The 13,605-nt window shown below is 71.4% G+C and carries 11 protein-coding genes and 1 pseudogene; 6 read left to right on the forward strand and 6 right to left on the reverse strand.

Annotated features, from left to right (window positions below; all coding sequences use genetic code 11):
• The first annotated feature begins 49 nt into the window (after positions 1-49).
• Complete coding sequence (locus tag ACFVJQ_RS25090) at positions 50-991, forward strand: NTP transferase domain-containing protein (protein ID WP_385511581.1); 942 nt, start codon at positions 50-52, stop codon at positions 989-991.
• Positions 988-2,373 carry a molybdopterin molybdotransferase MoeA gene (locus ACFVJQ_RS25095; RefSeq protein ID WP_385787063.1) on the forward strand — a complete coding sequence of 462 codons (1,386 nt, stop codon included), beginning with the start codon at positions 988-990 and terminating at the stop codon, positions 2,371-2,373. The genes ACFVJQ_RS25090 and ACFVJQ_RS25095 overlap by 4 nt, the downstream gene beginning before the upstream one ends.
• 16 nt (positions 2,374-2,389) lie before the next feature.
• Here ACFVJQ_RS25095 and ACFVJQ_RS25100 read toward each other — a convergent pair whose 3' ends face one another.
• Positions 2,390-3,505, reverse strand: coding sequence for a potassium channel family protein (locus tag ACFVJQ_RS25100; RefSeq protein ID WP_385511584.1), 1,116 nt, complete (start codon positions 3,503-3,505; stop codon positions 2,390-2,392).
• Positions 3,506-3,667: 162 nt separating this feature from the next.
• Between ACFVJQ_RS25100 and ACFVJQ_RS25105 the strand changes: the two are divergent.
• Positions 3,668-4,348 (forward strand): annotated as a pseudogene (locus tag ACFVJQ_RS25105) (potassium channel family protein); the annotation flags it as partial.
• A 7-nt stretch (positions 4,349-4,355) separates the two neighbouring features.
• On the opposite strand, the gene ACFVJQ_RS25110 reads toward ACFVJQ_RS25105, so the two are convergent.
• Together ACFVJQ_RS25110 and ACFVJQ_RS25115 are read right to left on the reverse strand one after the other, a co-directional pair.
• Positions 4,356-5,204, reverse strand: coding sequence for an ABC transporter permease (locus ACFVJQ_RS25110; RefSeq protein WP_385787066.1), 849 nt, complete (start codon positions 5,202-5,204; stop codon positions 4,356-4,358).
• Complete coding sequence (locus ACFVJQ_RS25115; RefSeq protein ID WP_385511588.1) at positions 5,201-6,223, reverse strand: ATP-binding cassette domain-containing protein; 1,023 nt, start codon at positions 6,221-6,223, stop codon at positions 5,201-5,203. Before ACFVJQ_RS25115 ends, ACFVJQ_RS25110 begins: the two co-directional genes overlap by 4 nt.
• A gap of 222 nt (positions 6,224-6,445) precedes the next feature.
• Between ACFVJQ_RS25115 and ACFVJQ_RS25120 the strand changes: the two genes are divergently transcribed.
• The gene (locus ACFVJQ_RS25120) at positions 6,446-7,426 is read left to right on the forward strand and encodes an NAD(P)H-quinone oxidoreductase (protein ID WP_385787069.1); all 981 of its coding nucleotides are present in this window, start codon (positions 6,446-6,448) and stop codon (positions 7,424-7,426) included.
• 3 nt (positions 7,427-7,429) lie between these two features.
• On the opposite strand, the gene ACFVJQ_RS25125 is transcribed toward ACFVJQ_RS25120, so the two are convergent.
• Entirely contained in the window at positions 7,430-7,912 is a 483-nt protein-coding gene (locus ACFVJQ_RS25125) for a hypothetical protein (protein ID WP_385787072.1), read from the reverse strand.
• A 230-nt stretch (positions 7,913-8,142) separates the two neighbouring features.
• Between ACFVJQ_RS25125 and ACFVJQ_RS25130 the strand changes: the two genes are divergently transcribed.
• A complete protein-coding gene (locus ACFVJQ_RS25130) occupies positions 8,143-8,685 on the forward strand; it encodes a bacterial proteasome activator family protein (protein WP_385511592.1) in 543 nt (180 codons plus the stop codon).
• Positions 8,686-8,782: 97 nt separating this feature from the next.
• On the opposite strand, the gene ACFVJQ_RS25135 is transcribed toward ACFVJQ_RS25130, so the two are convergent.
• A complete protein-coding gene (locus ACFVJQ_RS25135; RefSeq protein WP_385787075.1) occupies positions 8,783-10,417 on the reverse strand; it encodes a protein kinase in 1,635 nt (544 codons plus the stop codon).
• A gap of 384 nt (positions 10,418-10,801) precedes the next feature.
• Here ACFVJQ_RS25135 and ACFVJQ_RS25140 point away from each other — a divergent pair, with 384 nt between their 5' ends.
• Positions 10,802-12,436, forward strand: a complete 1,635-nt coding sequence (locus ACFVJQ_RS25140; protein WP_385787078.1) for a protein kinase — start codon at positions 10,802-10,804, stop codon at positions 12,434-12,436.
• 108 nt (positions 12,437-12,544) lie between these two features.
• Here ACFVJQ_RS25140 and ACFVJQ_RS25145 read toward each other — a convergent pair whose 3' ends face one another.
• Positions 12,545-13,543, reverse strand: coding sequence for a phosphotransferase (locus ACFVJQ_RS25145; RefSeq protein WP_385511598.1), 999 nt, complete (start codon positions 13,541-13,543; stop codon positions 12,545-12,547).
• Between the last annotated feature and the right edge of the window lie 62 nt (positions 13,544-13,605).

Genomic DNA, 13,605 nt, shown 5'->3' on the forward strand with positions numbered 1-13,605 from the left:
CCGGTTCGCTCGCGTTCCCTGAGGTGGCGGAGGCACGCATACTCAGGGGGTGACAGAGAACCAGCCGCCCACGAGCCCCGCAGCCGGTGATGCCGACGGCTATGACGCCGTTGTGCTGGCCGGCGGTGCCGCGCGGCGGCTCGGCGGTGCGGACAAGCCCGGCGTACGCGTGGGCGGGCGGGCGCTGCTCGACCGGGTACTCGCCGCCTGCGCCGACGCACGGACCACGGTCGTCGTCGCCGATCCCCGTCCGACGGCTCGGCCCGTGACCTGGGCGCGCGAGGACCCGCCCGGGGGCGGTCCGCTCGCCGCCCTCGCAGCGGGCCTGCAGCACACCGCCGCCGACCGGGTGGTCGTGCTCTCCGCGGACCTGCCCTTCCTCGACGGACGGACCGTGGACCGCCTGCTGTCCACCCTGGACACGGCGGGCGAGGAAGACGAGGGCGGGGCCGACGGTGTCGTCCTCACCGACCCCACCGGCCGGGACCAGCCGCTCGTGGCCGCCTACCGCGCCCGGCACCTGCACCGGACGCTCGCGTCCCTCGGGACCGAACACGGTGGCCTCACCGGGCTGCCTCTGCGGCTCCTCACCGCCGCACTGAACCTCACGCGTATCTCCGACCCCGTCGCGTCCTTCGACTGCGACACCTGGGACGACATCGCCACCGCCAGGGCACGCATCAGGGAGCATGGTCACGTGTTGGATGAATGGATTTCCGCAGTCAAGGACGAACTGGGCATCGACCTCGAGGTCGACACCGGTGTGCTGCTCGACCTCGCCCGCGACGCCGCCCACGGCGTGGCGCGGCCCGCGGCACCGCTGACCACCTTCCTCGTCGGCTACGCCGCGGCCCGCGCCGGCGGCAGCCCCGAAGCCGTGGCCGAGGCCTCCCGCAAGGCGGCGGCCCTGGCGCAGCGCTGGGCGGAGGAGGACGCTGCCGACGACGCGAAGTCCGTCCCCGCGACCGACCCCCGCCCGGACGCCGGATGACCGCCCGCGGTATCCGCCACAGCGAGGACGACGAGGATCTCGGCGTCGAGGAGGTACTGGCTCTCGTGAAGGAGGACAGGGACACCGCGGCCATGCCCTCCCCGCAGGACGGCACCGGCGCGCACGACAGCCCTGCCCCGCTCCGGCACCAGGCCGCCCCGCGCGCAGCGGACGGGCGCCACAAGGCCACCCCATGGCCCGAGGCCCGCGAGACCGCAGCCCGCGCCGCTCGCGCCGGCGTCCGCCGCGCTCTCGTCTCCGTGCCCCTCGACGCAGCCCTGGGGCTCGTGCTGGCCGCTCCCCTCACCGCGCTCACCGACCTCCCCTCCTTCGACACCTCCGCGATGGACGGGTGGGCGGTCGCCGGACCCGGCCCTTGGGCGGTACGGGGCGAGGGCGTGCTGGCCGGGCAAGCGGAGCATGAGCCGCTCGCGGACGGTGAGGCCGTCCGGATCGCCACCGGCGCCCGTATCCCCCTGGACACGACCGCGGTGCTGCGCAGCGAGCACGGCCGCACGGACGACAAGGGCCGACTGCACGCCAGTCGCGAGCTGCCGCACGGGCAGGACATCCGCCCCCGCGGACAGGAGTGCCGTAGCGGCGACCACCTCCTGGCCCCCGGAACCCTCGTGACCCCCGCCGTGCTCGGCCTCGCCGCAGCCGCCGGATACGACACCCTCACCGCCGTTCCCCGCCCCCGCGCCGACGTTCTCGTACTCGGCGACGAACTGCTCACCGAGGGCCGGCCGCACGACGGACTCATCCGGGACGCGCTCGGCCCCATGCTGCCGCCCTGGCTGCGCGCGCTCGGCGCCGAGGTCACCGCGGTGCGCCGACTCGGCGACGACGCCGAAGCCCTGCACCGGGCGATCACCGGAAGTGACGCCGACCTCGTCGTCACCACGGGCGGCACCGCCGCGGGCCCCGTCGACCATGTCCACCCCACCCTGCGCCGCATGGGCGCAGAGCTCCTGGTGAACGGGGTCGAGGTGCGCCCCGGCCACCCCATGCTGCTGGCCCGCACCAAGGAGAACCAGCACCTCGTCGGCCTGCCCGGCAACCCCCTCGCCGCCGTCTCCGGCCTGCTCACGCTCGCCGAGCCCGTCCTGCGGACACTGGCCGCCCGCCCGGCGCAGGAGCCGTACGCGCTGCCGGTGACGGACGCGGTGCACGGGCATCCGTACGACACCCGGCTGATCCCCGTCGTTCTGCGCGGCGACCGTGCGGTGCCGCTGCACTACAACGGTCCGGCCATGCTGCGGGGGGTCGCGGCCGCCGATGCTCTCGCGGTTGTACCGCCGGGCGGTGCTCGGCCCGGTCAGGAGGTGGAGCTCCTGGATCTGCCGTGGGCGGCGGCCGGGATCGGGGTGTGTTTCACGTGAAACGTCGCGCCGGGCCCTACTCGGCCGCCGCGGACACGGGTCGGCTGATGGTGATGACCCGGTCTCCCGGCCGGAGCTGGGCGCGCCGGCCCTCGTCGTAGTCCAGCACCTTCTTGTCGCGCACGACCGCCACGACCAGGTCCGCACACTCGCGGGGCGTCCGGCCCACCTCGTCCTGGGTGACCGCCCGCTCGATGAGGTCCATCCCGCTGCCGAGGGTCATCAGATCCTCCAGGGTCCGGGCCACGGGCGGGCTGGCCATGAACGTCCCCAGCAGCCGCCCGGCCGAGCTGGAACTGGTGACGACGGTGTCCGCGCCGCTCTGCTTGAGCAGCGGTACGTTCTCGTCCTCCCGGACGGCGGCGACGATCGTGGCGTGGCGGTTCAGCTGGCGTGCGGTGAGCGTGACCAGAGTGGCCGTCTCGTCGCGCTGCGGGGCGATGATCACGCGGGCGGCGCGGTGGAGCTCCGCCTTCAGCAGGGTCTCGGAGCGTGTGGCGTCGCCGGTGACCGCCACCAGGCCGTCGTCGCCGGCGGCCTCGGCCGCCTTGCCCTGCGTGTCCACGACGACGATCCGCTCCTTGCCGACGCCCTGTCCGATCAGCGTCTGCACGGCGTGCCGGCCCTTGGTGCCGTAGCCGATGACCACGACGTGATCCCGGGTACGGGCCCGCCACCGGTGGATGCGTACCTGCTGGCGGGTGCGCTCGGTGAGCACCTCCAGGGTCGTGCCGACCAGGATGATCAGGAACAGCACGCGCAGCGGCGTGATGACGAAGATGTTGGTGAGCCGGGCGCCGTCGCCGACCGGGGTGATGTCGCCGTATCCGGTGGTGGAGAGCGTGACGGTGGCGTAGTACGCGGCGTCCAGCAGGTCGAGGGAGCCGTCGGAGTTGTCGGTGTAGCCCTCGCGGTCGACGTAGACGATCAAGATGGTGATGACCAGCACCAGTATTGCCATGAACAGGCGCTTGAGGACCTGCTGGAGCGGCGGTACGACACCCTGCACGGGCATCGTGATCGAACGGCCCGCCTCCGCGTCGTCGCGTGCCTCCTTGCGTGAGCGGCTCCAGAGGGACCGCAGGATGGAGCGGGTCACCCTCCGGGAAGATGGCTGCTCGTCGTCCCTCATCGTCTGCCCCCTGCGGCCGTGATCCTGACAGTGGCCCCCATGGTTCCGCACAGCATCCGCAGCAGTCACCGAGCCCCCCGGCCCGACACGCCGCCCGGCCGGGCAGTCTCCGGGGCGCGGTAGCGTCGAGCCCGGTGCCGGACGGGCACCCGACTTCTCTGACACCGCTGGAGGTCTCCCTTGCGCGACCACACCGTCGTCGTCGGTTTTGGCACGAAGGGGCGGGCAGCGATCCAGGCCGTCTGCGCCAAGGGGCTGAAGAAGGAACAGGTTGTCGTGATCGACCCCAGCAGCAAGGCGATCGCCGCCGCGACGGACGAGGGCTACGCCGGCGTGGTCGGGGACGCGACCCGCAGCGATGTGCTGAAACGGGCCGAGGTGCAGCGGGCGGGGCAGATCGTCATCGCAACCGAGCGCGACGACACGGCCGTCCTCGTGGCGCTGACTGCCCGGCAGCTCAACTCGGGCGCGAAGATCGTGGCCGCGGTGCGGGAAGAGGAGAACGCGCCGCTGCTGAAGCAGTCCGGCGCCGACGAGGTCATCACCAGTGCCGGAGCAGCCGGCCGTCTGCTGGGCCTGTCCGTGCTCAGCCCCGCCGCCGGCCTGGTCATGGAGGATCTCATCCGGCAGGGCAGTCGCCTGGACGTCGTCGACCGGCCGGTCACCAAGGCCGAGGTGGGCAGGAGCCCGCGCGACATGGACGACCTGGTGATCAGCGTCGTACGCGGGCATCGGGTCCTGCACTACGACGATCCGGCCGTGGGTGCCCTGGAGCTGACGGACCGGGTGATCACCATCGTGCCTCGGGCCGCACCGGACAACCGGCGCGGCCCGAGGATCTGAGCGATGCCTACTTGCGGTTGTACAGCCGCATCGTGATCGGCCCGAAGACGAGCACGAACAGCCCGGCCCAGCCCAGCGACCAGGCGATCTCGTCGGCCGGCCAGTCGCCCCCCATCAGCCCCCGCACCGCCGAGGACAGATGCGTGACCGGGCTGTTGTTGACGAACGCCTGCAGCCAGCCCGGCATCGTGCTCGGGTCGACGAAGACGTTGGACAGGAAGGTCAGCGGGAAGATCACCATCATGCTGACGCCCATGACCGACTTCTCGGTGCGCAGCAGCAGCCCGAACATCGTCCAGATCCACGAGAACGCGAACGAGAAGACGATCAGCAGCGCGATCCCGGCGACCACTCCGCCGACCCCGCCGTCCGGCCGGTAGCCGAGGATCATGCCGACGGTGAGCATCACCACGGACGCGATGGTGTAGCGCAGCGCATCGCCCAGCAGGTAGCCGACCATCGTCGACGGCCGCCAGATGGGCAGGCTGCGGAACCGGTCGAACACGCCCTTCTCGATGTCGGTGTTGACCGAGACACCGGTGTACATCGTGATCATCACGACGGACATCACCAGGATGCCCGGCAGCAGGAACTGGATGTACTCCTTCGGTGAACCGGCCAGCGCCCCGCCGAACAGGTACGTGTACATCAGCACCATCATGATCGGGAACGCCGTGACGTCGAACAGCTGCTCCGGCACGTGCTTGATCTTGAGCATCGCCCGCCAGCCGAAGGTCAGCGACGCCGACAGCGCGCTCGGGCGCGGCGGCCGCTCCTTGGCGACGAGCAGCTCGGCCAGCGACTCGGTGCTGACGGGGGCCAGTTCCTTGGTCTCGGTGGGGGTCACGGTACTCATGCGGCTGCCCCGTCCTTCACGTCGTCGTGGGCCTGGTCGTGCACCTGGGTGTCATGTCCGGTGAGGGCGAGGAACACCTCGTCCAGGCTGGGCTGGCCCAGCGAGAAGTTGTCGACGACGATGCCGCCGCGGGCCAGCTCGGCGAGCGCCTGGGCGGCCTGCTCTGCCGCGCCCTGACCGTTCGCCGCACCGGCGCCGACCCGGGCCGTCAGCGCCACGGGATCCGGTTCCAGCTGTACGTCCGCCTGCAGCACCAGCCGCAGCACCCGCGAGGCCTCCGGCCGCTGCTCCGGATCCCGCAGCCGCAGATGTACGGACCCGGCTCCGACGGACGACTTCAACTCGCCCTTCGTCCCCTCGGCGATCACCTTGCCGCGGTCGATGACGGCGATCCGCGAGGCCAGTTGGTCGGCCTCGTCCAGATACTGCGTGGTCAGCAGCACGGTCGTGCCCTGGGCGACGACCGCGCGCACGATGTCCCACACCTGGTTGCGGCTGCGCGGGTCCAGGCCGGTGGTCGGCTCGTCGAGGAAGAGCAGGTCGGGCGTGTTCAGGATGGACGCGGCGATGTCGATACGGCGCCGCATGCCGCCGGAGTAGTTCTTGACCTGCTTGCCGGCGGCGTCCGTCAGCCCGAAGGCCTCCAGCAGCTGGGCAGCACGCTCACGTGCGGCCTTCTTGCCGTGGCCGAGGAGCCGGCCGAGCAGGACCAGGTTCTCCGTGCCGGTCAGGTCCTCGTCGACGGACGCGTACTGACCGGTCAGGCTGACCCGGCTGCGCACCTCGTCCGCCTCCCGGACGACATCGCGTCCAAAGACATGCGCCTCTCCACCGTCCGGCCTGAGCAGGGTGGCGAGCATCTTGACGGTGGTCGTCTTCCCGGCGCCGTTCGGACCGAGAACGCCGTACACCGTGCCGGTGGGTACGGCCAGGTCGACGCCGTCGACGGCCCTGGTCTCGCCGAACGTCTTCACCAAGCCCGCTGTCTCAATGGCCAGACCGGGCGTCTGCTGGCTCATATGGGGTGTCCTTCCGCGTACTCCGGTTACGCATGGGAGACCTCCACGGTTGCGCAAACTCATCGGTCGCGCACAGGGATTTCTCACGGGTTCGGCCCAGCGACGGAGGGGGGTTCGGCCGGACGACTGAGGAGACTCGGTCCGGCGACGGGGGAGGTTCGGTCCGGAGGGGGGTGGCTCGGTCCGGCGACGGGGAAGGTTCGGTCCAGTAGCGTCCCCCTTATGCATGCGATCACGATTCCCGAACCTGGTGGGCCCGAGGCGCTGGTGTGGGACGAGGTCCCGGATCCGGTGCCCGGCGAGGGCGAGGTCCTGGTCGAGGTGGCGGCCAGCGCCGTCAACCGGGCCGACATCCTGCAACGGCAGGGCTTCTACAACCCGCCGCCCGGTGCGTCCCCCTACCCCGGCCTGGAGTGCTCCGGGCGCATTGCCGCGCTCGGAGCGGGCGTCGCCGGGTGGGCCGTCGGCGACGAGGTCTGCGCGCTGCTCTCCGGAGGCGGCTACGCCGAGAAGGTCGCCGTCCCGGCCGGCCAGCTGCTGCCCGTTCCCTCGGGTGTGGGCTTGCAGCAGGCCGCAGCGCTGCCCGAGGTGACCTGCACGGTCTGGTCGAACGTCTTCATGGTCTCCCACCTCCGCCCCGGCGAGACCCTCCTCGTGCACGGCGGGTCCAGCGGCATCGGCACCATGGCGATCCAGCTCGCCAAGGCCGTCGGCGCCAAGGTCGCTGTCACGGCCGGAACCGAGGAGAAGCTGGAGCGCTGTGCCGAGCTGGGCGCCGACATCCTGATCAACTACCGGGACCAGGACTTCGTCGAGGAGGTCAGGAAGGCCACCGACGGCGCCGGGGCCGACGTCATCCTCGACAACATGGGCGCCAAGTACCTGGACCGCAACGTCCGCACCCTCGCCGTCAACGGCCGGCTCTCGATCATCGGCCTGCAGGGCGGCGTCAAGGGCGAGCTGAACATCAGCGCGCTCCTGAACAAGCGGGCGGCGATCAGCGCGACCTCGCTGCGCGCCCGCCCGCTCGACGAGAAGGCGGCGATCGTCGCGGCCGTACGCGAGCACGTCTGGCCCCTGCTCGCGGCCGGCCACGTCCGCCCGGTCGTCGACCGCGAACTCCCGATGCGTGAGGCCTCCGCGGCCCACCGTCTGGTGGAGGAGAGCGGCCACATCGGAAAGGTCCTGCTCACCACGTCCTGATCGTCAGCCCTGGCTCCGGCGCACCCGAAGGGCGACGAAGGCGAGCCCGAGCCCGAGTCCGATCAGCACCAGACCGCTGCCCAGCGGCAGGATCTTCAGCACCGGTTCGCCAGTGGCCTCGGACTCCGCGACGGCCTGCCGCACCGGCTCTTCCTGCCCCGGCGGCGCGGTGGGCGCGGCCTCGTCGGACGCCGGCGGTGATGCGGACACGTCGTCGTCGGCGCCGTCCCCTGTCGGCGGTGCCGTCGCGGCCCCGGTCGCTGCCGGCTCCTGCCGCCCCGGCCGCGCCCGCCCCTCACCCGCCCGGCTTCCGGCCCGCGTCGGCTCACCGGCGGACGCGGAGCCGGAGGGGGTGACGCTCGGCGAGGGCGGCTTCGCGTCGTACGTCGACACGGCCCCGTACGTCGATACGGCCCCGTACGTCGAAACGCTGCCGTACGACGAAACGGCCCCGCACGAGACCACGGCCACTCCCACCACCCCCATCCCAACCCCCACAGACACCCCCGTCGCACGCCATATGCGCAGCCATGGAGTCACGTCGGTGACCCCCTCCCGGAGCCAGGTTCGCCACAATCGGAACGATCAACGGAACAAGCCTCACATCTGCTACCGATACCGGCATTCCGGATGACTCCGAGTGGTCGTAATCGGTGGATCACCCACCACAGGGGGCACCGCGGTGATGAGGTGTACCGGTGCGAGAGAATGGCGGCATGGAGATGCCGAGGAACGAAAGGTCGCCGGAGAACGCCCAGAAGATCCTGGTCGTGGGCCAGGACGGTATGGCTCTCGGTGGCGGCACGGACGAGGACTCCCACGAGATCCCGGTGACCGAGCAGGTCGAGCAGCCGGCCAAGGTCATGCGGATCGGCAGCATGATCAAGCAGCTGCTCGAGGAGGTGCGTGCTGCTCCTCTGGACGAGGCCAGCCGGGTCCGGCTCAAGGAGATCCACGCCAGCTCGGTGAAGGAGCTGGAGGACGGCCTGGCACCGGAGCTCGTCGAGGAACTGGAGCGACTCTCCCTGCCGTTCACGGACGAGGCGACCCCCAGCGACGCAGAACTGCGGATCGCGCAGGCACAGTTGGTCGGCTGGCTGGAAGGCCTCTTCCACGGGATCCAGACGACGCTGTTCGCCCAGCAGATGGCCGCGCGTGCCCAGCTGGAGCAGATGCGCCGCGCCCTCCCGCCGGGCGTCGCCTACGAGGGCAACGACGACCCGCGCGCGGGTGGCCGCTCGGGCGGGCCGTACCTGTAGGCCCGCCGGGTCCGCCAGGGTAGGCAGACAGCCCCACAGCAGAAAGGCCCGGCACGTGCCGGGCCTTTCCTTCCAAGCGCCTTGAGTGCCCGTCCCGTCAGGCCGACGGAGGATTGCCCGTCGAAACGCTGAGTTCGATCTCCGGCATCTCCTGCGGGTCGACATCCTTACCGGCGGACGGGAACTGGTCCATCACCGTGCCGTCGCCGTAGGTGTTCTCGTCGACGTCCTTGATGCTCATCTGCCAGCCGGCGGCCTGGAAGCAGGCCTTGACCGAGTCAATGTTCTTGAACTGGAAGTCGGGAACCTGGATCTTGTCGGGGTCGTTGTACGACTCCTCCGGTTCCGTGCACTCCTCCTTGTCGATGGTCTTCGACGTGTCCGGCCCGCGGTAGCCCGCCGCCTTGGTGGCCGAGGCGGACGCGCTGGCGTCGCCGCCCCCGCCCTCGTTGTTGCTGTCGCCGCCGCTCAGCGTCAGCGCCGCGATCAGGCCGCCGACCGCGATCACCGCGACGACGATCGAGCCGATGATCACCGGCTTGTTGCTCTTGCCCCCGCCCGCAGGTGCCTGGGGCTGCGGCGTGATGTTGTACGGCGGCGGCGTGGACGGGGTCGGCTGCGGCGAGTACGCGGACGGGTTCGGCGTCTGGTAGCCGCCCTGCTGCGGATAGCCGTACGCCGGGGAAGGCGTCGGAGTGCCGTACGGGTTCGGAGTCGGCGTCGGCTGGTACGGCGTCTGGACGCCCCCCGTGGGCGCCGGGGTGGACTGGTCGACCGGTGGGAACACCGCGGAGCCGACGCCCGCGCCGCTCTGCGTCTGGGTGCCCGGCACGATGCTCGGCGGGGCCGCCTGGTAGGACGCGGCCACGCGCAGGCACTCGTCGCGCATGGACGCGGCGGTCGGGAAGCGCTCGTTCGGCTTCTTCTTCAGCGCGCGGGTGACCAGCGCGTCGACGGCCGGCGGCAGGGAACGGTTGATCGAGGAGGGCGCGACCGGCTCCTCCTGCACGTGCGCGTACGCGATGGCCAGCGGTGAGTCCGCGTCGAACGGCAGCCGCCCGGTGACCAGTTGGAACAGCATGATGCCGACCGAGTACAGGTCGGACCGGGCATCCACCCCGCGGCCCAGCGCCTGTTCCGGCGAGAGGTACTGCGGGGTGCCGACGACCATGCCGGTCTGTGTCATCGAGGTCACGCCGGACTGCATGGCACGGGCGATGCCGAAGTCCATGACCTTGACGACGCCGCGCTTGGTCATCATCACGTTGCCCGGCTTGATGTCCCGGTGGACCAGGCCCATCTCGTGGCTGATCTCCAGCGCCGCGAGCACGTCCGCGGTGATCTTCAGCGCCTTGTCGGCGGGCATCGCGCCGTACTGCCGTACATCCTCGTCGAGGACCGACCCCAGCGGGCGGCCCTCGATGTACTCCATGACGATGTACGGCGTTGTCATGGAGTCGAGCTCGTCCTCGCCGGTGTCGAAGACGGAGACGATGTTTGTGTGCGTGAGCTTTGCCACCGCCTGCGCCTCGCGGCGGAAGCGCTCGCGGAAGGCCTGTTCGCGACCCAGTTCGGTGTGCAGCGTCTTGATTGCGACCTGACGGTCGAGCACCGAGTCGTATGCGAGGTGCACCGAGGCCATGCCGCCCTGGCCGAGCAGATCACGCAGTTGATAGCGGCCGCCGGCGAGCGCCCGTCCCGCGTACCGGCCCTGTGCGCCGTCCTGGCTCATCTTTCTGCGTCCCCCATAGGCGCCGCGGCAGCGGTGCCGCTGTGCTCCCGCGTTGATCGAATGTCATTGATCGAATGTCGTTGATCGAATGTGTTATTCCCGGCCAAGTCTGCCCCAGGGCACTGACACGTCAAGCTCGGTGCCCGTTCCGTGACCGTACGCGAAAGAAGCGTCGCGGAAGCGTTACAGCGGCCGTACGGCCGGTACACAGGATTTGCACGACGCAACGGCGCGAGGGTTTGATGACCGGTTCGACGGGCGGTCTGTCCCGGGCCGGTCCCGGTATCCATCTGGGACCGGCGGCTTGCGCGGAGGCTGTAGCGTGGCCGACGGAGACCGTAACAACACCGCGCGCACCGCGGGCAGAAACGACGGCGAGGACTGATGGCACAGCAGCAGCGCGCTCAGGGCCCGTCCGACCCCGAGGCGACTGGCGGCGGGATGTCAGATGCGCCGGAAATGTGGGGTAACGGAGGGCTTGTCGGGGACGGCCGGTATCGGCTGACCCGCAGACTCGGCCGGGGCGGCATGGCCGAGGTGTTCGCGGCCGAGGACGTGCGCCTCGGGCGCACCGTGGCGGTCAAGCTGCTGCGCTCCGATCTCGCCGAGGACCCGGTGTCCAAGGCCCGCTTCACGCGCGAGGCCCAGTCCGTGGCGGGCCTCAACCATCACGCGATCGTCGCCGTGTACGACTCCGGCGAGGACTTCGTGGGCGGCCAGTCGGTGCCGTACATCGTGATGGAGCTGGTCGAGGGCCGCACCATCCGCGATCTGCTGCTCAACGCCGAGGCGCCCGGCCCGGAGCAGGCCCTGATCATCGTCTCCGGTGTCCTTGAGGCGCTCGCCTACTCGCACCAGCACGGCATCGTGCACCGCGACATCAAGCCGGCGAACGTCATCATCACCCACAACGGCGCCGTGAAGGTGATGGACTTCGGCATCGCCCGCGCCCTGCACGGCGCGTCCACGACGATGACGCAGACCGGCATGGTCATGGGCACCCCGCAGTACCTCTCCCCGGAGCAGGCCCTCGGCAAGGCCGTCGACCACCGCTCCGACCTGTATGCGACCGGCTGTCTGCTGTACGAACTCCTCGCGCTGCGCCCGCCGTTCGTCGGCGAGACCCCGCTGTCGGTGGTCTACCAGCACGTCCAGGACATCCCGACGCCGCCGTCCGAGGCCTCCGACGCCTCGCCGCCGGAGCTCGACGGCCTCGTCATGCGCTCGCTCGCCAAGGACCCCGACGACCGCTTCCAGACCGCCGAGGAGATGCGCGGGCTGGTCCAGTACGGCCTGCAGATGCTGTACGACCAGGGCGGCCACACCGGCACCTGGAACACCGGCCCGGTGAACCTGCACGAGGGCGGTCAGACCCCGGCGAGGGGCATGGCGGGCACGACCGTGCTGCCGCACTCGGCCGAGGGCACCACGCAGATCCCGCAGCCGATCCTGCCGCCCTACGGCGGTGGCGACGACGGCGGTTTCGAGGGGCACGGCAACAAGGGCAGCGGCCGCGGCAAGCTGTGGATCCTCGCCGCCCTCGCCGTGATCGCCGTGGTGGCCGGTGTTGCGCTGGCGTTGCAGAACACCGGCGACGGCAAGGGCGGTACCGACACCCCGAAGTCGCCGACCGCCTCGCAGACCACCGAGGACGACAAGGCCAGCGAGACGCCGAGCGAGGAGGAGTCCGAGCAGCCCACGGACACCTCGACGGAGGAGGACACGGGCACGGGCGGCGACTGGGACTACACACCGGAACCCACGCCTTCGTACACGCCGTCCGCGACCCCGAGTGGTGAGCCGACGGAGACCGCGCCGACGGACACCACGCCGACGGACACCACGCCGACCGAAACGGGCGGCACGGACACCGGTGGCACGGACACGGGCGGCACGGACACCGGTGGCACGAACACGGGCGGCACGGACACGGGCGGCACGGACACCGGTGGCACGAACACCGGAGGCGCCGACGTCGGTGGCGCGGCCAACAGCGGCGCCGACGGGGGTCTCGGCTGACCGTCTCCACGCGCGCGTGAGGCCGGCCCTGAGCGGCTTCACGCGCGCGTGCCGTTTCCCGGCCCGCCCGGGCGCCCGCGCAGCCGTTTCCGGCGTCCTGCCCGGACGTCACGCCACGAACGCCCCGCACACCGCCTCGTACTCCCGCGTCCACCACACCGCGAGCGCCGAAGCGGCCGGGAACTGGGAGTCCGCGCGGGTGTCGCCGCGTTCGTAGTGCCAGCGCAGCATCCAGAAGTCGTTCAGGCGCTCCCACCACACGCGGTGCACGGCCGCCGCGAGCTCCGAGGGCGCCGCTCCGGCGGCACGCCGGTACGCGCGCGCGTACGCCCGCACCTTGGGCAGGTCGAGGGTGCCCGCCGGGCGTACGAAGAAGATCGCGGCGGCCCGTACGGCCTCCTCCGCGCGGGGCTGGACGCCGAGCCGGTCCCAGTCGACGATCGCGGCCGGGGCGTCCCCCTGATAGAGCAGGTTGAACGGGTGGAAGTCGCCGTGCACCCAGCCCACCGAGCCACCGCGCGGGGGACGCCGGTCCGCGTGCCGCTCCAGCAGCGTGCGCCGTTCCAGGAGCCGGTGCCGGGCGAGTTCGTCGAAGGAGTCGGCGGGGCGGTGCCGGCGTACGCGCGCGAGGAGGTCGTCGATGAGGTCGAACGTGTCGGCGGGGTCGGCGCTCTCCACAGGGTGGGGGCTCGTGGCCGGGGGCGTGCGCCCCTTGGGCGGCATCACGCGCTCCAGGCTCGCGTGGACCGCCCCCAGCAGCGCGCCGAGCCGGGTGCACTGACCGGTGCTGAGCTGGCCGCCGTGCCGGTGCCGGCCGTCGATCCACGGGTGCAGGGCGTACGCATGGCCGCCGACGACCGCGACCGTGCGCCCGTCCCGGCCGGCCAGCGGCGGGGCCACCGGGACGCCGAGGTCGGCCAGGCGCTGGGTCGCCCGGTGCCGGCGTTCGATCGCGGCGGGGTCGGCGGTGTCAGGGTCGAAGTGGTGCTTGAGGAAGTAGCGGCCGCGCGTCGTGCACAGCCGGTAGCCGCGGTTGAGCAGCCCCTGGTCGACCGGATCGCAGGTGAGGGCGGAACCGGCGGAGTATTGGCGTAGAAGAGCGCTCAACGGGGGCGCGTGGAGCGCAGGGGGTGGTACACATGGGCGCGGCACGCGCCAGATGCTAGGGC

Origin of the sequence: Streptomyces sp. NPDC127197 (genome assembly GCF_042672405.1) — a bacterium.
Taxonomy (GTDB): domain Bacteria; phylum Actinomycetota; class Actinomycetes; order Streptomycetales; family Streptomycetaceae; genus Streptomyces; species Streptomyces flavusporus.